The organism is Candidatus Nitrospira salsa (genome assembly GCF_965152625.1).
Genome location: NZ_CBCUCO010000001.1, coordinates 216,500 through 236,068, shown reverse-complemented (window position 1 = coordinate 236,068; position 19,569 = coordinate 216,500). Strand labels below are relative to the sequence as shown.

Genomic DNA, 19,569 nt, shown 5'->3' with positions numbered 1-19,569 from the left:
TTTCTCTTGTCGTATACCATATATGGAGGAAATGTATGAAACGTTACGATTATGACATAAGCAGTTTTTCTGCTTGTAGAAGAGTGTTTGTTTTGTTGTTGATCTTGATGTGTACCGCATGTCAGAGTATGAGAATTGCCCATGATATTCCTGATCCTGGACCAAATTGCGAAAGAAATGAAGTGCTTCACGCAGATAACAGTTTGTCCTGGTCAGATGCAAAAAGCACCGTATGTGGTAAGGCTGGTATGTTGTGTCGATCCACCGTCACTTCGATTATGGTCAAACAGCGACCAGAAGTGAGTCTTGAGAATTATAAGAACATTGCATTTACTGACCTTTCTGGGAATGCTGGGGAAGAATTTGCTGCTGCATTAATGGATAAGATTGTGCAAGATAATACATTGCAAGTGTTAGACAGGACTCAAGTAGATCGTTTGAAGGAAGAATTGCGTTTTGAAAAAGATGCACTCTTTGATAAAAAGAAACGCTTAGAACTTGGCAAGTTGCTTCCGGGTACTGTTTTAGTTATTGGTGAAATTGATCAAAATTATGAAGAAGAGGTGTCAAAGAGTACTGATTCCTGTCAGAACTCAAATTCCACAAAAGGTATACCCTGTGAAGTCACTACAAGAACGGGAAGAGCGGTGATTCAAGGGAATCTTCATATTACGGAGACAGAGACAGGGAGACAGCTTAAAGTTAAACGGATTTCTCGTTCGGCAACTGAAGAAACGAAAACTATCGGTGGCGGAGAGCCCTCGACTATTAATGCTGTCGCATTAAAGGATAAGGCTTTTAATGCAGCTGTTCATGATTTTGAACGAAGTATTCTTCCGACGAAGGAGAAACATACAGTAGTTTTTTATAAAGACGGGAAAATACCTAAACTCCAACGTGGAATCAGAGAGGCCGAGGCGGGTGACCTGAATGGTGCTAAACAGTACTTTGTCAATGCCATTCATAAGTACGAAACGCGTGCAGAGATTCCACCGGAGAGCTTGGCTGCGGCATATTTCAATTTAGGAGTTGTGCATACGTTTGAAAGAGATCATGAGATGGCAGTAGACATGTTCAAGAAAGTTGACGACTTAGCCCTCAATACATTTCAAACCATTTCGATGCGCAATATCAATAAATGTCTCAAAGAAAGTGAGTCGAATGAAAATTTGCAAAATATTATACGATGATGCGTAGCAGTAAAGGGTTGTTAACTTTTCCCAAACAAACATAGATAATTCGCAAATCTTTTTGGAGAGTTGAGTTAGCCATAGGGTGAATGGTAGTGAATCGTGCTGTCTATTCGATGAATCAGATTTTTGTGAAGTATTAGGCTATGGTTTTCCAAGCTTCAAGTTCCGTAAAGATTTTCTCTTCTCAATCAAACAATCCATAGTCTCAGTGTTGAAAAAATATCCATGAGTACGTAAAGATCCTTGAACGTGCCGATTCATCTTCAATCATGACTCAAAGGCCAGGTTCAGATCAAAGTGCCGAGCCCCTTTTCGAGTTGCTAGCAAAGTGGCTCATTGGCAGTCTTCTCATAATGGGTATGAGCTGTACAACGGCTCCTCAGATAAAATGGACTGAGTCTAAAGCATCTCCAGATTGGATGACATCAGTCCCTCAGGATACGGGTAATTGCTTTTTTCGTGGAACTTATCTTGGAGCCAAAGCATTAGAAGATGGTGAAAAAAACGCTCGTCAGCATGCCTATCGTCAAGTTGCTCAATTTCTTAATTCGGACGAGGACGAAATGCATTGCACTCCTGACCGAGCGGTCACGTCTGTTGTTGACCATACCCTGTCACCTCTTTCGATTCCAGCTACTGTCATTCAAAAAGTAAAAGTGATTGATACATACTACAAAGTTATGACACGAGTTGACGAGCATTCCACATTGCAAAAGTTTGATGTATCTGTTCTTGTAAGTTATTCCAAAAAGGAAGCTGTCCTCGAGCAAGAACGTCAACAAGAAGTAATTCTGTCGAAGATTGTAAATGTTTGTAATATTTTAAAAGGCGGCAAAGTAGAACAGAAGAATGGAGAAAATTATCATGCAGTGTTGTCTGCAGTAAAGGCACTTGAGCTTCTAGCAAAGATACAAGGTATCTCGCCAATAGTTCAACGCGATGTGGTGGATTGCCAGAAGTTAGAATTGCAGCTTCGGACCTTAAAGAAAGAAAGCATTGAGAGTTTAAAGCGTGTAGGATTTTGGATACAAGAATCTTCAATCAAGGGAAATCTGAAAACCTCTTTATTGACTACTTCGTTAAAATCCATATTAGAAAAGCATGCTTTTACGATTCTTAATTCTTCTACACCTAAAGGATTAAGTGCATTGCCACTTTTTTCTTTAGCTTGGCAGGGTGATACGAAAGCATTGAAATTGTTTCACAGGCAAGGTATCCATACCTTGATTGTTGGGCAAGCTTCGACCACATTCCATAGCACTGCGATGGAGCAGCACTTTTTTGATGCACAAGGGGAGCTCAGGGTTTTTGAAACCTCATCCGGGGGCATGATTACCTCTATACCAATCAATGCTCGTGCTTATCATCGAGATAAGTCAGAAGCAAGTCATCATTCGTTAACCAGAGCTGGTCAGGAGGCAGGTGAACTTCTCGTGGAGAAGTTTTTATTTGAAGATCACTAGAACCGTTTTCCTATCTTTGGATTCGATTAATAAAAATGTTACAAGAGAAAACAAGGACATGCAAAAGCCCAATATACTTACTTCGAGTCGGAGGCTACTCGCTTAGAGGTATGTTGGAAGATACACTTGGGACAGGTATAGTGTATGAAACGCCCTTCTCCTACGAGCCGCTTTCGCATCATGGTTTGACACCATCGGCACTGGCGGTCAGGGAGAGCGGGAGTTAACTGAGGTGAACTTGCGGGGGATGAACTCATGGTTCCCATTCTTATGAACTTCCACGGGGTTTGTCAATGATTCGATATCGTCAAAAACAGTTTTTATTCAAATTTGTTCTGGTTGTCCTTCTATTTTTAGGAGCTGAGCAAGCATGGAGTGAAGAAACTCATCAAGAGCCTCCAACTTTAGCGGTTTCTGAAGAAGGGACTGTACAGACCGAACCTGACCAAGCTGTGATCTCTCTCTCAGTCGAAACGGCGGGTGAGGTCTTAGAAGAAGTTCAAGATGCAAATCGTAAACGAATGAAGCGAGTCATGGATCGTCTACAGAAACTCGGTATTATACAAGAACGTATGCAAACCTCTTCACTGTCTATTACGCCTCACTATCCGCCACGATCACGCCGGCAATCCAATCCGTCACCTATGCCGGAAATTCCCAAAATTATTGGGTACACGGTAATGAATACGTTGACGCTTGAGGTGTGGGACCTTGCGATTGTTGGGCGCGTCGTGGATAGTGCTTTGCAGGCGGGTGCGAATCGTTTTTCTCACATTACGTGGGCGTTGCGTGATGAGCGTCCGTCAAAGCTTAAAGCGCTTAAACTGGCCGCTCGAAATGCTCGTGAAAAAGCTCAAGCCCTCGCACAGGCGCTCAATGTCCAATTAACTCAGCTTCTGGCTGTGACCGAAGGCGGACCTTCTTCTCTACCACGACGAATGACGAGAGGACGAGCGATGATGAGTATGGCCACGGACAATGCAGGATCCACTCCGGTCACACCTGGAGAACTCACGATTCATGCGTCGGTGACGTTGGTCTACGAAATCAGTCAAGAGTAGGACCTTATATCTTTCGTTGGCAATCAGTATGCACAATTCAGGTGGTGGTTGTTTCTGCCTTACTCATATGGTTGTCTTTACTGCTTTTGCAGAAACTGTGTAACCTTTTTTCAATGAATAGGATGATGTGAGCAAAGTCAAAAGTAATATTCCGGCTCTTGTCGTCTCGGGATTTCTGGGTGCGGGAAAAACGACGTTAGTTCGTGGGTTGTTGCAAGAAGCGCAAGCAACTGGACAACGTCTTGCAGTGGTTTCCAATGAGTTTGGAGAACTTGGTATCGATGAAGCCCTCTTAAGTAATGAACACCCTGGTGGATATGTCGAGTTAGAAGGGGGATGTGTGTGTTGTCAGCTGTCAAATGAATTGTTGACGACTCTTCAAGATCTGTATGAGCGAGTGCAGCCTGATCGTGTCATTGTTGAAACATCTGGAGTCGCATTGCCGTTTGATACCTTGACGACATTTTGGCGAGAACCGGTGTCGACATGGGCTGGAGAGAGCCTGGCTGTTGTAGTGGCGAATGCTGAGCAGGTGTTAGAGGGAAGAGACTTAGCCGGAACATTTGAACAGCAAGTCTCTTCTGCCGATATTGTTGTTTTGAATAAGATTGACCTGATCCCTCCTAGTCAAATTAGTCAAATGGAGGCGACGATTCATGAATTGGCTCCAGGCACTCCGATTGTGCAAAGTGTGAATGCTGTCGTGGACCCCGAAATCCTGTTTCCTCCCAATCCGCAGGATATCAAGAAGCGGCGTGCTGTCCAGCAGACGTGTGACTCCGATCATGTACATGAAAAATTTGACAGTTATGTCTTAGCAATAGATGCTGGGGTCGAAGAGTGCGTTCTTGTAGAACGGTTTTCTGCATTAAATGCGTTGCGTGTGAAGGGGATTGTTCAGACTGCAGCGGGACTTCGTGTGGTTCAAGGTGTTGGATCTCGAATTGATTTTGTCGATCCTCCGACTTCTTTCCCTTCTCATCTCCTAGGGCAAGTCGTGGTTATTCGTCGAGCGTAGGAAAGACATCATTAATTTTCGCTCAAGTGCCTCTTCTGCAAGTCCTCATCTCTTGTCAAGCATGGAGAAAGAAAGAGCCCTCATCCTCACTGATCCTGTTTTCTGAAATCTGTTCCCCCAATAAAGTCATGTGATCATTTTTCTCATCATCCGATGATGATTAATGTTGCCATATTTCATATATCATCCTATGATTCTGAGTTACCCCCAATGTGTATGACAATGCGACGGAGGTGCCCATGATGATCTTCCGATCTCGAACATTCTGCTTTCTATGCCTATGGATTGTGTGTGCGCATTCGATGGCGTATGCCCAAAGTGAGTTGATGGAATCTTCCAGAGAACAGGAGAAATTCGAGATCCTCTATCATGAAGTTTTGCCCCCGATGGTGCTGGAGAGCCGAACAGATGACGGAGCTCCTCAGGATAGTGATACGACTGGATGGACGTGGACATTTGAAAGCTTTGGCCGTTCGTTTACACTGATACTCGAGTCGAATGACCGATTGATCGCCAAATTGCCTCCACAGCAGCGTCAAAGAGTTGATGATGCGCATCAGCTCTATAAAGGGAAGATTGCTGGAATTGACAATTCGTGGGTTCGACTGACGCGGGTGGGAGAAGAATGGTTTGGGATGATGTGGGACGGTCATGACGCCTATGTCATTGATCCGATGTCCGTCATTGAGCCAGCGCTTCCAGGCCCTTCATTAAGCCAACCTGCTGCGCAAGGTATTTACCGTTTGTCAGATACGCATGAGTTGGAGGCGCAAACATGCGGATTGGGTTCCAAAGGCATGCATGCCAATCCGATCAATAATTACGAAGCCCTTGTGCAAGAGTTACAAGAGCGAGTCACGTCGAATGCAGAAGGTGCGACACTGAATCTTGATATGGCTGTGGTTGCAGACGTCGAATTTTCTAACATGCAACAAAATGTCTTTAGCATCTCGACCAACGCCGCAGTGATTGCACGGATCAACGTCGTTGACGGTATTTTTAGTGAGCAAATTGGTGTCCAAATTAATCTTGTCGACATTCAGGAATTATCCAATAACGGTTCATTGACTTCAACGGATCCCTTGACACTGCTTCAGCAATTCGGCGCATTGACGAGTTCAAGTGGTTTTGATCATCCGGGCGTGGCTCATTTATTTACCGGTCGAAATTTAAATGGCAGCACGATCGGGATTGCCTATGTCAATGCGTTATGTCACTCGCGGTTTGGTATTGGTGTGAATGAGGTGACGGGAGGAGGAACAGCCCGTGCTCTAGTGGTCGCGCATGAGCTTGGACACAATTTTGGCGCTCCGCATGATGCTGAAGCCGGATCAGCTTGTGCGAGTACCCCAAGTAATTTTTTGATGAACCCGGTTATTAACGGAAGCGATCAACTGTCTCAATGCAGCATTAGGGAAATGCAGCCGGCGATTAATACCGCCTCATGTCTGACTGTAATTAACTTTGATCAAAGTGATTTGCGTGCGGAAGTCGTTGGGAATCCATTTGAATCAGTGTTGGGAAATTCGTTCTCTGCGACTGTTCGAGTTCATAATGATGGACCTGATAGAGCGAGTAATGCAACCGCAACAGTCACGATTCCCTCTCAATTACGAGTGCAAAGTGCCACAAGCGGTTCTGGAAGTTGTTCAATTGGGGGAGGGGGGCAAGTTAATTGTGGTTTAGGCAATATTCCAAGTTCTGGAACGCGAACGCTGACGCTGACTCTGCAGGGGCAAGCTGTGGGAACATTTGTTGGTCAAGTGGTCGTTGCGGCAGACAACGAGACGAATACGGCTAATAATACGAGGGGGATGAATTTTACAATCGCGGCAGGTCCTTCCCCTCCCCCCCCGCCACCGGGAGGGCAGGTGTTGATGAATTTTCAACCGACGACGGCACAAATTCCGTCGGGATATCAGCGGGATGACGGGGCGGTCTATACCCGTAGCCGAGGGTATGGATGGTCGACGCGGGTGAATACACGGGAACGTCGGGCGGTGAGTGAGCAGCGGTTGGATACATTTATCCATTTTGATCAAGGCACCTCGGCCACATGGAGCTATGATCTGCCGAATGGCACGTATCACATCTCGTTAGTCAGTGGCGATCCCAGTTATCCGCAAGGCCCGCATCAAATTACAGTGGAAGGACAGGCGGTCCTCAACCGGGTCTCGACGGCACGGAAGGAATTCTTAGCGGTCACGAATGTACCGGTGACCGTGACAGATGGGACGTTGACCGTGGTGTTGCGAAGGGATTCGGGGAAGAAGACGATCTTAAATTATCTGATCATTACCACGGTTCCGTGAAGAGGAAAGTCCTAGAGGTGTTGTTCTGTCAGTAAATGAGAATAATTTGTTTGTAATTGTTTCTGAAGGCTGGAGTCTAATTTCGTTTGAAAGAGAGTTTTGGCCTTGACGAGAAGTTCGAACGACACATTCTGTATGCCTTGTAAGTCTGCCCCATGCAGATTGGCTCCGGTGAGAGAAGTGTCTTGGAGATTGGCCTCTCGCAGGTCAGCATTGAGAAGGTTGGCCTCTCGTAGATCAGTGAGATGCAGCTTGGTGCGAACGAGTTTCGCATAGGCGAGATTAGCCCAAGGCAATGATGTTCGTGTTAAGTTTGAATCTGTCAGATCCACCTCAGACATTTCAGCTCGAATCAGTCCTGACCCGCTCAAATCAACCATCACCATCTTGGCCTTTGTGAGCGAAGCCTTGATGAGGTTGGCTTCAATCATGTCTGCCTCAGTCAAATCGACTTCGTGTAAAATGGCTTCAGTGAAGTCTGCCCTCATTAAATACGCATCTGACAGATTAGCCCTGGTCAGGTCTGCATGGCTCAAATCAACGCGTGTCAAATCATAACCAGAGAGGTCGGCATCCCGGAAGTCAGGTTGGATTTCTGGGTTGGTTCGTCTGAACTTATTCCATGCCTCAACTCCACCATCAAGAAGGAGGGTGAGGTGGTCAGGGTTAGCCATGGCAGGATATGGGTCGAGGAAATTTAAGAAAATCCTTAAGAACGTAGAAAAGATGTCCTTGGGCGGGCGCTAGCGTTTCTTTAAGTATTTGAGAAACTCTGAATCAGGGCTCAAGACCATCGTGGTGTTATCTTCCTTAAATGTTTTTTTGTATGCCTCCATGGTTCGAATAAATTCAAAGAATTTTGGACCTTCACCGTACGCGGTAGCGTAAGCCTTGTACGCTTGAGCGTCACCGTCACCTTTGAGTTCTTTGCCCGTCTTATAGGCGTCGGCCAAAATGATTTCTTTGTCTTTCTCGGCCTCAGAACGAATTTTTTGAGCTTCTTCTTCTCCTTCGGCTCGATACTGCTTTGCTTGTCGTTCTCGTTCGGCTTGCATCCGTTGGAAAATGGCTTTTTCATTTTGTTCCGGAAGGTCAGCCCGTTTGATCCGAACGTCTGAAACTTCAAGGCCATAGGCCGATGCAATTTTGTTGGATCGTTCCGACACGACTTTCATGATGAGTGCACGGTTGGCCGAAACAATATCCGTCAGTTCGTGCCGACCCAATTCCACTCGAAGCTCTGAATAAATGATGTCATCTAATCGCTGAAGTGCTCCTCGTTGATTTTGAAATGCTTGATAGACGCGAAGTGGATCAATAATACGCCATTTGGCAAAGTTATCGATCACAATAGTCTTTTTATCTTCAGTAATGACATCGCGTGAAGGGGCGTCGTAGTCAAGCAGCCGTTTGTCAAAGTAGGTGACTTCTTGGACAAACGGTATTTTAAGCTTCAGTCCAGGGTCGGTCACGGTTCGAACGGGTTTTCCTAACTGAACGACGATGGCGGTCTCCGTCAAGTCGACGATGAAAAATGGTGAGGCGCCAAGGACGACCAGTAAAACGAATACGCCAATGACTCCAAATAAGATGTTTTGCTTGTTCATGATCCTGCCCTCCCATCTCTTGATGACATTTGTGATTTGGGAAGTCGGTCGAGCGGAAGATAGGGCAACACATTATTCCCTGCGTTGGAGTCCAGAATGATTTTTTCCGTGTTGGCAAGAATCTTTTCCATCGTTTCAATATAAATGCGTTTGCTGATGATGTCTTTCGATTGTTTATATTCTTTAAATGTTTTCAAGAAGTGATTCGCTTCTCCCTCCGCCCTGGTGATTCGAGCTTGGGCATAGGCTTTGGCTTTATTCACTTCTTGGGCCGCTTCACCTTTGGCTCTCGGGAGTAAATCATTTCGGTACCCATGAGCCTGATTAATCAGTTTTTCTCGATCTTCTTTGGCGCTGGCGACATCTTTGAAGGCTGCAGCGACGGCTTCCGGAGGATTGACGTCTTGTAATTGTACCGTGGCGATTTGAACTCCGGCTTGATACTGATCAAGAATCCCTTGTAATAAGTCCTGAGTGGTCTGCTGAATCTCAGCTTTTCCGACGGTCAAGGCTTCATCAATTTTATTCTTGCCAATGATCTCACGCATTGAGGCTTCAGCCGCGTTATGGATTGTGGCCTCGACATTCGTCACTTGGTATAAATAATTTCGGGCGTCGCTAATTTTATATTGCACGATAAATTCTACTGATAATATATTCATATCACCTGTGAGCATGAGGGATTCTCGAGGGATGGAACGTGCCCGTCCACGTGGATCTGTACGAAATCCCACTTCGACTCGGTGGAGTTTTTCTACTTTGGGAGTCTGCACGGTTTCCATTATGGGGATTTTAAAGTGTGGTCCAGGTTCTTCTGTTCGCACGACAGCGCCAAATCGTTTCACGAGACCTTGTTCGTCAGGTGCAACAATAAACACGCCTTGCGAGAGTACGAAGACGGCAAGTACGATAAGGATGACGGATTTCATGCCACCGCCACTTGGCGTAAACCGCTTCATTTGTTCCTGTGCCTTTTTTAACGCTTCATCGAGTGGATCATCTCCACCCCGTCCCCAAGGGTCTTTGGGTTCCCAAGCCATGCACGACTCCTTACTGTATAGAGAAAAACAACGAAATTGACGAATAAACTGAACTTGCTTTGCACGTTATCAGAAAACCAACGAGTGGGCAATAAAGATTTGTGTGGTGTGTGTGGTACTGCGATAGCGATGTTATCTATGCCGTCATCACAATAGATGCTCAGCGGAAGTAGGCGGTTTCGTATATCCACAAGATCGCAATTCGGATCTTATGTCTCTAGTGTTGCATAGAAGGCCTATGAATACACCTCGTCCATATTTGCCTCGTTATCTGGCCTTTAATAAACCCTACGGTGTTCTTTCCTCCTTTACTGACACGGATGGACGTCAGACGTTGGCTGACTATATTCAGATTCCATCGGTGTATGCGGCCGGACGATTAGACCGGGATAGTGAAGGGCTCTTGTTTCTCACATCCGATAAATCACTCCACCACCACATTACCGATCCCCGCTATAAGATGTGGAAAGAGTATTGGGTGCAAGTCGAACGGATTCCTTCTAAAGATGCTTTGATATCTTTGCGGCGGGGAGTTCTTGTCAAAGGAAAAATGACACGACGGGCTGACGTTACTCTCATGGTGTCAGAGCCAAAATTGTGGGCAAGGGCTGTCCCAATTCGAGTTCGAAAACATATTCCAACCGTATGGCTCCGCATACGAATTCAAGAAGGTATGAATCGACAAATTCGAAGAATGACGGCAGCGGTAGGGTATCCGACGCTCCGTGTCGTTCGAATTGGTATTGGCCCCATCAGTCTTGGCAATCTTCAGCCTGGCGAGTGGCGTGAACTGACAGAAGAAGATGTGGCAGTCTTGAACGTAGCCTCAATGGGAAATCGTTCTGCGCCAAAAAAACCTTAATAAAGAGACGATCAATTTGGTGAATGGCGGCAATGACGAATTGTTATCATGAAGAGCCTAATGGGTGAGTGAGGAGTGTTCCGCAGGACCTTTTCCTTATATTACTTGATCATTTTGTCTACGCCCTGTACAATAAGGCGCTTTTTCGTCAATTAGTCTCATGTCATGAGTCTATTCTTGCACAATTTCGTTGTTCGCTTTTTTCTATCGAGCAGGAAGTATTGACGAGCGAATAACGACACGCCAGCTGTTTGGCCACCCACATTCTCATGAACGAATTGCAGTAGACATGAAGAGGAGTGCTGCGCGACTAGTATAAACAAGCTCTCGTCCTTCTGCATGGGCGTCCATGCATCGGCACATCGATAATATTCTTTTCAAGACGTAGGAGACATATCTAACATGGCGGTAACGATTATTCTGGTTCTGTCCCTCCTTGGGCTGGCCGTGGCGTTTTACTACTCTTCATCAGTTACGAAAATTCCCATTGATATGGGTGTTGATGATGCGGATACGAGGCAACGCCTTGCAAAAATCCATGCGGCTATATCCAGTGGGGCCATGGCCTTTCTGAAGCAAGAATATAAAATCATGGCCATCTTTATGGTGGTCTTTGCCGCCATTATTGCGCTTCTTATTGATGATCATCATACGGATTATGTGAATGAAGGTATCTATACAGCCATCGCATTCATCTTTGGGGCGATCATTTCCATTGCCTCCGGCTTCATCGGGATGAAGATTGCGACGCAAGGCAATGTGCGAACCACGGTCTCGGCTAATCAATCTCTTTCAACTGCGTTTAATGTGGCGTTGCATTCTGGGTCCGTGATGGGTTTTGCGTTAGTGAGTTTGGCTTCCTTAGGGCTTTTGGTGATCTATCTTGGGCTCGCCGCCGTTATGCCAGCTCAGCTTCCGACACATATTCTCATGGAAGTTATTGCCGGCTTTGGTCTTGGTGGATCATCAATTGCCTTATTCGCGCGCGTAGGTGGCGGTATTTTTACCAAAGCTGCTGATGTCGGGGCGGATCTGGTTGGAAAAGTAGAAGCAGGAATTCCTGAAGACGATCCACGGAACCCTGCGGTGATCGCCGATAACGTCGGCGATAACGTTGGCGATGTGGCTGGAATGGGTGCGGACCTTTTTGGTTCCTGCGCCGAAAGCACCTGTGCGGCCATGGTGATTAGTGCGGTCGCATTTTCGGGAATGGTTGATGCTCTTTTATATCCAATCCTTATTTCGGCCATCGGCATTCCTGTGAGCTTTCTCACAATGATGATGATTAAAGTCGACTCTGAAGATCAAGTTGGTCCGGCACTCAAGAAGATGCTGATCATCTCCAGTGGTTTGATGGCTGTAGTCATGTTGTTTGTCACCAAAATGATGCTTCCCGATGCATTTGAAATTGGTGGAGAGGCGTACACAGATCTGGGAGTGTATTTTTGCTTCCTCACAGGTTTGATTGCGGGGCTCGTTGTTGGTCTCATGACAGAATATTACACCTCTCATGATTACGCCCCGGTGCGGGAAGTGGCGAAGTCGTGTGAAACGGGTTCGGCGACGAATATTATCTTTGGTTTAGCCCTTGGCTATCAGAGTGCTGTGGGACCATACCTTGCGATTGGTCTAGCCATTTATATTCCCTGGATGTTGGCAGGTATGTATGGAGTGGCGATTGCCTCTCTTGGCATGTTGGGAACATTGGTCATTGCACTGACAATCGACGCCTATGGTCCGGTTTCTGATAATGCTGGTGGCATTGCGGAAATGGCTGGTATGCCGGAGCACGTCCGTAATCGGACCGACGTGCTGGATGCAGCAGGAAATACGACTGCGGCCATTGGGAAGGGCTTTGCCATTGGTGCAGCCATTCTGACGTCGTTAGCCCTCTTTGCCGCATTTCTCACGCGAGCAGATTTGTTGCTCAAGGAAGAACACGGTGCAGACTATGATCTGTTGGGCAGCATTAATTTGCTTGATCCCCTGGTGTTTACCAGTTTGTTCATTGGTGCCGTATTGCCCTCTTACTTTTCTGCCATGACGATGAAGTCTGTTGGATCTGCGGCCTATGAGATGATTGAAGAGGTTCGGCGTCAATTCCGAACGATTCCTGGCCTTATGGAAGGCAAAGCCGAAGCAGACTATGAGCAATGTGTTGCCATTTCGACGAAAGCTGCACTCAAGGAAATGATTGCGCCAGGAATTTTGATCATGGGTACGCCACTCGTGACAGGGTTCTTATTTGGTATTCAAGCCGTTGCTGGTGTTCTCGCTGGGTCCCTTGTCGCAGGCGGAGTCATTGCCATCTCTTCATCCAACAGTGGGGGAGCGTGGGATAATGCCAAAAAGTATATTGAGAAAGGGAATCTCGGTGGTAAGGGTACAGAGACACACAAGGCGGCAGTCGTTGGTGATACAGTTGGAGATCCACTCAAGGACACTTCGGGGCCATCTCTCAATATTCTGATTAAACTTTCTGCTATTTTATCACTCGTTTTTGTTCCATTTTTCGTGCAGTATGGAGGGTTACTCACCAAGTAATTTTCCGTATTGAGTCATTAGACAACTAAATGCATAGAGAAAAGTCAGAGATTTTGATGAGATCATTTGAGGGCAAGCGACGCTCTGTGCTGGTTTGACGATCGGCGTTAAAGAAATGCTTGCTCTTTCATCACGAGCGTCTACTGTGAATCTGCCTGTTTCATAAAGCGTGGGATTCCTTTACATTTTTTCCATAGTATTGCTCCCTGTTCTCAAATAGCATAGAATTGAAACATCTCATATTTACATTCTTCTCAGTTTTCTCTTTCCTCCCTTTTTCTTGTCTTTATACCTTTTCCTGAAAATTAAATATCTTTTCATAGTAGCTGATTAGTTTCGGTCGTTGTCCATTGTCTTTCCAGAAATGAACATGTCCTAGGACGAAAGCCTATCCTTGTTGTTGCACTGTCTGTTCTGAGTGTGAGGAGAACATTGTTGAGGTGAAACGCATGCTCGTTCACTCTTCCAATCGCCCGGCTGAAGTTCATCATGACACAAATGAACAGAACCGGACGGAGTCGATCGTTTTTACCGTTCGTCAGAAGCGTCGTCCTCAACGTGAAATTCTTTGGACCACTCTGGTTTTGTTGTTAGGAGTCATGACTTTCTTTTTGGACGAACAATTTAACCTTGGAATGATCGTTGGCGTGATGTATGCGCTATGTGTGGTCTTGGCTTCCCGCCTCTCGTTCGCCTATGCCGTATACGTTGTCGCCACAATCTGTTCGATTCTTTCCCTCTTTGGTTTCTCATTTGTAGACATTGACCGACTCGGCTGGAGTGACTTGACTGATCGCCTACTGGTTCTATTGGCCATTTGGGTTGCAGCGTTTCTCTCTATGTTGTGGGATAAACCTCAATTTGAAGATCAAAGGATGAATTCTCAGCAACCGCCTTCGTCCTGTTCAACTCTGCATGCCGAAGTGACCATGCCTGAGACTTTCGCCAGCTCTGAACATGTCACTCAAAAAAAAGGTGATGACTTGGCTCAACTCAATCAAATGCTCTTGCAGAAAAATTATGATTTGGAAACGTTAATTAATGTGGTCTCACATGATCTTCGTGCACCACTCGTCACGATACAGGGTTTTAATAAGGAATTAACTGATTCCTGTGAACGTCTTCGTGGGGCAATAGAAAAGAGTGAACACAGGGGGATGAACCGGTCAGATGTGGTTCTTTTGTTGGATGAAGAAATTCCCGAGGCCTTGCGGTATATTCGAGCTGGCGCAGAAAAAATTTCGAGTGTCCTCACAGGCATTTTACAGTTTTCGCGATTGGGGCGGCTGTCTCTTCATCGTGAACCGCTCAATATGAATGCAATGGTCCACGGTATTACAACAGTGATGGAATATCAAATGAAGGAAAAGGGTGTCATGCTTCAAATTGATGACCTCCCAGATTGTCTTGGTGATGAAACCTTGTTAGGGCAGGTTTTTTCGAATCTCATCGAAAATGCCTATAAATATCTTGATCCGTCGAGGCCTGGAGTGATTCGGGTGACTGGAGAAATCAAGGACGAAAAGTCAATTTATACGATTGAGGATAACGGAATAGGCATTCAGCAGGATCATCAGGGGAAGATCTTTGAAATGTTTCACCGGCTGGATCCCAAGGAGGGGTTTGGTGAAGGGCTTGGACTCACGATTGTCCGAAGAATCGTCGAACGGCATCAAGGCGACGTGTGGGTTGATTCAACGTTTGGCGTTGGGACAAAGTTTATTGTCAGTTTTCCTTCTGCGACCACCGTGCATAAGAAGGAACACGCGTGACCCAATTGCCGGTGATACTTATTGTCGAAGATGAGGACGGCCACGCAGCGCTGATTGAGCGAAACCTTGAACGCTCTGGAGTAACTTATAAGTCTATGCGGTTACGGGATGGTCAAGAAGCTTTAGATTTTTTGTTTCAGAGAGGAGAAGGAGCCGTACGAATTCAAAATTGTCCGTATATCCTTCTCCTGGATATTAATCTTCCCAAAGTCAGCGGACTTGAAGTGTTACGGCAAATAAAAAGTCACACAGAACTACGGAAAATTCCAGTAACAATTCTTTCGACGACGGACGATCCGCAAGATGTGGCCCTTTGCTATGCTTTGGGATGCAGTTACTATATTACCAAGCCGACGGAGCCAGAGGTGTTTAAGAGTGTCATTACTCGTCTAGGACAACTCCTTAACATTGTGAAGGTTCCCCGTATATAGGTCTGTTAGTCACACAGTTCACCTGTACCAACATGCCTTTCGAGAAAACTAATTTTCGGTGGATGCATGTGGAGAACTTGTTAGACTTGCTGATAGAAAAAGGACGAGGGGGAAGATATTAGGGTTTGGTCCACTGACGGCGCAGAGTGCGTGTGTGTTTAGTGCTCGAATTCTTGTTGGCTTTCGTCTTGCGATATTTCCATCCTAACGCTCGAAGAATACGGCTGATATGATCGGCATGATAGCGAATGCCAAAAATTTTTCGGATGACTTTCCTGACATGACTGCATGTCCAATAGTCTGCGCGTAGTTTCGCCGCTCGTGGTCCCTTCAGTAATATTTTTTCTAATTGTTGACGTTGTTGTCGAGTGAGACGTGACGGCCTGCCGGTATGGGGCTTAGATTTGAGAGCCTCAGCTCCTCCATGTTCCAGTGCATCTTTCCAACGTTTGACAGATGACGGCGCCGCACCGATATGACGGGCCACTTCACGAATGCCTTTACCTTTTGCCAACATTTTGGCGGCAAGGCGTCTTCGGGCTTCAAGTTTTGCTGGACTTCCTTTCGGGCGCATATTCATTATGTCGGTACCGTTCGGCTAAAGCTTAAGGAAAATTTCTTCTGGTCAAAAAAATGGCATTTGTTTGAATCTGTCGCTCGGTCTCTTTGTTGTCGATGCTGGTGATGCCAAACGTTTGAACATCACAATCTTCCCTACAAATGTGAGCAATAGTTTTTAAACATTGGTCGGCGGCATAAAAAAAGAGATCGATCTTTCTCCACATCTACAAATCATGGATCCCCACTTTTTAGAGTCAAAACATAACTTGTGAGATCATTCAGTTGTGATTCCGTCAATGGGAATTTAGGCATGAACGACCCTGGCGAAACGGACTGAGGGTCTTTGAAGTGGCGAATGTGCCATTCCCGTTCTGGACGTCGATCTGCGACATACGAAAGGTCTGGCGCAATATTCGCTCCATCGCCGTGGATGCGATGACAGGTTTTACAGGCAAACTTTTCAACGATTGCCTGACCGTTGGCGATGGCAGGATCCATCTTTGGGACAGCATAGAGATCACGTAAGGAGATCCCAAGCAGCACGAACACGGCAACCATGAAGGCGAGTCCGCTGCCCAAGATCCGTGGTCGGGTAGAGGGCACGCGTTCTGGGTTACGATCTAGAAACGGTAAGGCAAACAGGCAGAGTATGAATAGGGCAGGCAAGGCCCATGAGGCATACGGCACCAAAGGGCCAGGTGCATATTTGAGTAATTGATAATGGAAGAGGAAATACCATTCAGGTACTGGGATGAACGAATGATCTGAAGGGTCAGCTTTGTCTGCGAGTGGAAATTCCACAGCATATGCCAATGTTGCCACAACCAGAAAGACGATGAGCATGATCACGGCATCCATAAAGACTTGACGAGGATAAAATGTTTCACTGCTTTGCTTGGCTCTCGCTTCATCGTGGGGTCCAGCTGGGCCGACTCGGCGTAAGATAAACAGGTGGAGCATAATTCCGATCATGATGATGGCTGGTAAAATCATGACATGAATCGCAAAGAAACGGGAAAGCGTGAGGGCTCCAAGCGTGTCGCCGCCACGCATGACGCGAACGATAAAATCTCCGATGACGGGGGTGGTTCCAGCCATATTGATGCCAACTTGCGTGGCCCAATAGGCATTTTGATCCCATGGAAGTAAGTATCCCGTAAACCCAAATCCCAACATGAGTAGGAGTAACACCACGCCCACCATCCACATCATTTCACGTGGACGTTTGTATGCCCCATCAAAGAAAACCTGAAGCATGTGAAGTCCAACGGCAACCATCACGGCTGATGCGCCCCAATGGTGTAGTCCCCGGATAAACCATCCGAACCAGACTTCATTCTGAATATATTGGACTGTGTCATAGGCATGGTCAGGAGAAGGAACGTAATAGATTGAGAGACACATACCGGTAAGGGCCTGAAGGACAAAGAGAAAGAGGGTGGCGGAGCCAAAGACATAATTCCAACTGGCTCCGCCAGGAATAGGTTCGTCCAAGAGCGTTTGTTCAATCGGTTTGAGTTTGAGTCGATCATCAGCCCACTGATAGAGAGAGAATCTCATAGTTTATAACTCCACCTGTTCGGACAAGCCTGACTTAAATTCCTTGTAGATCACCATCACTTGACCGTTTTCAACTTTTATGGGTAATGAATCTAATGGACGAGGCGCTGGTCCTGCTTGAACGCTGCCCTTGAGGTCATAGATGCTTCCATGACAAGGACACTTAAACAAACGATCTTGTCCATCCCAGCGAAATCCGCAACCTAAATGTGGGCAAATAGGAGAAAAGACGGTTACCTCGTCATTAGCATGCTTGACGGCCCACACGCCTTTGGTCGATTTAGTTTCATGCCATCCGTCTTTTATGGTGACCGTGTAATCGAGAGCTTTGGGTTCGTTAATCGGTAAGTCCGCAATGGCGCTGACTTGAACCCAGTCTTTCTTACGACGATGGAACGCGGGAGCGATAATGTATCCTAGTATGGGTATCGTCATCGAAAGCCCGATAAATGAAGCAATCACCGCGGTGACTCGGGTGAAAAATGATCGGCGGGTCCCTATTGGAGTTGAAGTTCCGGATTCGCTATTCTGGGGCAATGCAGGTGTCTCTACTTCCATGCTAGAGGTCTCCACGCTAAATTGTTGAGAAGTAAAATCATTGATGAGATTCTAAAAGTGTCTAGCGACTAACAACATTGATTTAAGGGCTCTTCCGTCAACACTGATGACTGTGAGACTGGAATTTCAAAGACCGGAGATCGTAGGCCTTATTTCTTTAAAGGGAATATGCCCGATCGTCCATTTTTGTTGTGCCCTTTAGGGAAATCTGACGGAAAAATTTTGCCTATCGTGCGTGAGACGTGACTTGTTCGACATCACGATTTGAATTGGCGAAGGAATGGCACGAATGATGACGACGACAACTGCTCAGAATTTCCGAACACCAATTTCTTTAGGATGCAACAGGCGTCTCAGTCAGATTGTTGGGAATAATTCATCGTTTGTCTTCATGAAATAAGACCTTTCATGGGGTCGTCTTAAGCATGAAAAGGAGAGGGATGTTTTCAGATCTGAGGTCTGAACCAAAAACATCTCGCTCGATACCGCACCACCAAGCCAATACAATGAAGAATGAAGGCAGGATAAAAGATGGGCATGCCCATGCCCATGAAATAACTATATCACAGTGTTAAAAAATCGCAACGTTGAAAAAGGAACAGAGAAGAAAATGGATGGCGTGTGATAGGCATGCTTGTTCCTTGATTATCTGTCCGGTAGACTGAAGATCGATCCTTTACCATTTTACGTGTCGTGTTCACTCAGTAAGGAGAGCGATGGCTGAGTCACGTACCTTCCCGCGCGAAGCCATAATTGGCGGTGAACTGTACCGCTATGAACGGGTGTTAAAAGACGATTTCTTTTCAATGAATTTGTTATATCGAAATGAACATGGTCTCGGATATGTTTTAAAAATCAGCGACTTTAGATTCGTGTGCGGGGGCGTATTTCGCCCGCTGGCTTGCCTTATCTCCCGTCATGAGTATCGGGTGTACCAGCGAGTGGCTGAGATCGAGGGGATTCCAACCCTGGGGCCACGGTGGGGATGGCGAGGATATTTCCATCGTTATATTGAAGGACAGACGCTCCATGAAGTGACACCGCATGGTGACTTGCCCGAAGACTTTTTTGTCCAGTTAAAAGAGGTGTTGGCTGAAGTTCATAGAAAAAGGGTGTTCTATGTCGATTTAAATAAACAAGGCAATGTCATTTGTTCTCATGATGGACATCCCTATTTAATAGATTTTCAAATCTCTCTTGCGTTTCCACTGGGAGTTGGATGGTGGTCAAGTTTCTGGAACCAAATCTTCAATCGACTCATTCAAGAAGATCTGTATCATCTCTATAAACACAAAAAGGCTTTTCAACCTTGGAAGATGAATGATGAGGAGTTACGCTTAGCCACACGGTCAAAACTCAATGAACGATACGCTCGTTATGTGGCTCGACCCTATTTGCGAGTCAAACGCCTGTTGTATCCCCACGGAAGTAATGAAGTGATCTGGTACAAATGGAAGAAAATGAAAGATAAGACCGTTCAGATGCCGTGAGCGTTTGACGAAGCCAATTCTTCGATTCTGTATGTAAAAAAATCCCGCTCGAGTAAATCTCTGTTTACGCTGAAATGTTGATTCAGAGCGAAGACTC

The 19,569-nt window shown here is 46.0% G+C and carries 16 protein-coding genes; 10 read left to right on the top strand and 6 right to left on the bottom strand.

The features are described from left to right. Positions 1 to 35 precede the first annotated feature (35 nt). The 5 genes from ACWQXP_RS01085 to ACWQXP_RS01065 all read left to right on the top strand — a co-directional run bounded on the left by ACWQXP_RS01085 (position 36) and on the right by ACWQXP_RS01065 (position 7,047). Positions 36 to 1,190, top strand: coding sequence for a CsgG/HfaB family protein (locus ACWQXP_RS01085; protein ID WP_454060982.1), 1,155 nt, complete (start codon positions 36 to 38; stop codon positions 1,188 to 1,190). Between the two features lie 422 nt (positions 1,191 to 1,612). After that, complete coding sequence (locus ACWQXP_RS01080; protein WP_454060981.1) at positions 1,613 to 2,656, top strand: hypothetical protein; 1,044 nt, start codon at positions 1,613 to 1,615, stop codon at positions 2,654 to 2,656. 293 nt (positions 2,657 to 2,949) lie between these two features. Continuing rightward, complete coding sequence (locus ACWQXP_RS01075; RefSeq protein WP_454060980.1) at positions 2,950 to 3,717, top strand: SIMPL domain-containing protein; 768 nt, start codon at positions 2,950 to 2,952, stop codon at positions 3,715 to 3,717. Positions 3,718 to 3,844: 127 nt separating this feature from the next. Next, positions 3,845 to 4,735, top strand: coding sequence for a CobW family GTP-binding protein (locus ACWQXP_RS01070; RefSeq protein ID WP_454060979.1), 891 nt, complete (start codon positions 3,845 to 3,847; stop codon positions 4,733 to 4,735). Between the two features lie 239 nt (positions 4,736 to 4,974). Next, a complete protein-coding gene (locus ACWQXP_RS01065; RefSeq protein ID WP_454060978.1) occupies positions 4,975 to 7,047 on the top strand; it encodes a M12 family metallo-peptidase in 2,073 nt (690 codons plus the stop codon). 11 nt (positions 7,048 to 7,058) lie between these two features. Here the strand turns inward: ACWQXP_RS01065 and ACWQXP_RS01060 are convergent, their stop codons facing one another. From ACWQXP_RS01060 to hflK, 3 genes are all read right to left on the bottom strand, one after another. Then, entirely contained in the window at positions 7,059 to 7,721 is a 663-nt protein-coding gene (locus tag ACWQXP_RS01060; protein WP_454060977.1) for a pentapeptide repeat-containing protein, read from the bottom strand. A 69-nt stretch (positions 7,722 to 7,790) separates the two neighbouring features. Beyond that, a complete protein-coding gene (hflC, locus tag ACWQXP_RS01055; RefSeq protein WP_454060976.1) occupies positions 7,791 to 8,654 on the bottom strand; it encodes a protease modulator HflC in 864 nt (287 codons plus the stop codon). After that, complete coding sequence (gene hflK, locus ACWQXP_RS01050) at positions 8,651 to 9,694, bottom strand: FtsH protease activity modulator HflK (RefSeq protein WP_454060975.1); 1,044 nt, start codon at positions 9,692 to 9,694, stop codon at positions 8,651 to 8,653. Before hflK ends, hflC begins: the two co-directional genes overlap by 4 nt. Before the next feature lie 238 nt (positions 9,695 to 9,932). Between hflK and ACWQXP_RS01045 the strand changes: the two genes are divergently transcribed. From ACWQXP_RS01045 to ACWQXP_RS01030, 4 genes are all read left to right on the top strand, one after another. Next, positions 9,933 to 10,556 carry a pseudouridine synthase gene (locus ACWQXP_RS01045; protein WP_454060974.1) on the top strand — a complete coding sequence of 208 codons (624 nt, stop codon included), beginning with the start codon at positions 9,933 to 9,935 and terminating at the stop codon, positions 10,554 to 10,556. Positions 10,557 to 10,958: 402 nt separating this feature from the next. Continuing rightward, positions 10,959 to 13,100, top strand: a complete 2,142-nt coding sequence (locus tag ACWQXP_RS01040; protein ID WP_454060973.1) for a V-type H(+)-translocating pyrophosphatase — start codon at positions 10,959 to 10,961, stop codon at positions 13,098 to 13,100. 449 nt (positions 13,101 to 13,549) lie between these two features. Then, positions 13,550 to 14,872, top strand: coding sequence for a sensor histidine kinase (locus tag ACWQXP_RS01035; protein WP_454060972.1), 1,323 nt, complete (start codon positions 13,550 to 13,552; stop codon positions 14,870 to 14,872). Next, positions 14,869 to 15,303, top strand: coding sequence for a response regulator (locus ACWQXP_RS01030; RefSeq protein ID WP_454060971.1), 435 nt, complete (start codon positions 14,869 to 14,871; stop codon positions 15,301 to 15,303). Before ACWQXP_RS01035 ends, ACWQXP_RS01030 begins: the two co-directional genes overlap by 4 nt. A gap of 118 nt (positions 15,304 to 15,421) precedes the next feature. Here ACWQXP_RS01030 and ACWQXP_RS01025 read toward each other — a convergent pair whose 3' ends face one another. The 3 genes from ACWQXP_RS01025 to ACWQXP_RS01015 all read right to left on the bottom strand — a co-directional run bounded on the left by ACWQXP_RS01025 (position 15,422) and on the right by ACWQXP_RS01015 (position 17,982). Beyond that, positions 15,422 to 15,883, bottom strand: a complete 462-nt coding sequence (locus tag ACWQXP_RS01025) for a helix-turn-helix domain-containing protein (protein WP_454060970.1) — start codon at positions 15,881 to 15,883, stop codon at positions 15,422 to 15,424. Positions 15,884 to 16,095: 212 nt separating this feature from the next. Further along, positions 16,096 to 17,424 (bottom strand): cytochrome b N-terminal domain-containing protein, encoded by a 1,329-nt coding sequence (locus ACWQXP_RS01020; RefSeq protein ID WP_454060969.1) that lies wholly within the window; start codon positions 17,422 to 17,424, stop codon positions 16,096 to 16,098. A gap of 3 nt (positions 17,425 to 17,427) precedes the next feature. Continuing rightward, complete coding sequence (locus ACWQXP_RS01015; RefSeq protein ID WP_454060968.1) at positions 17,428 to 17,982, bottom strand: QcrA and Rieske domain-containing protein; 555 nt, start codon at positions 17,980 to 17,982, stop codon at positions 17,428 to 17,430. Positions 17,983 to 18,698: 716 nt separating this feature from the next. Here ACWQXP_RS01015 and ACWQXP_RS01010 point away from each other — a divergent pair. Then, the gene (locus tag ACWQXP_RS01010) at positions 18,699 to 19,472 is read left to right on the top strand and encodes a hypothetical protein (RefSeq protein ID WP_454060967.1); all 774 of its coding nucleotides are present in this window, start codon (positions 18,699 to 18,701) and stop codon (positions 19,470 to 19,472) included. Positions 19,473 to 19,569 lie beyond the last annotated feature (97 nt).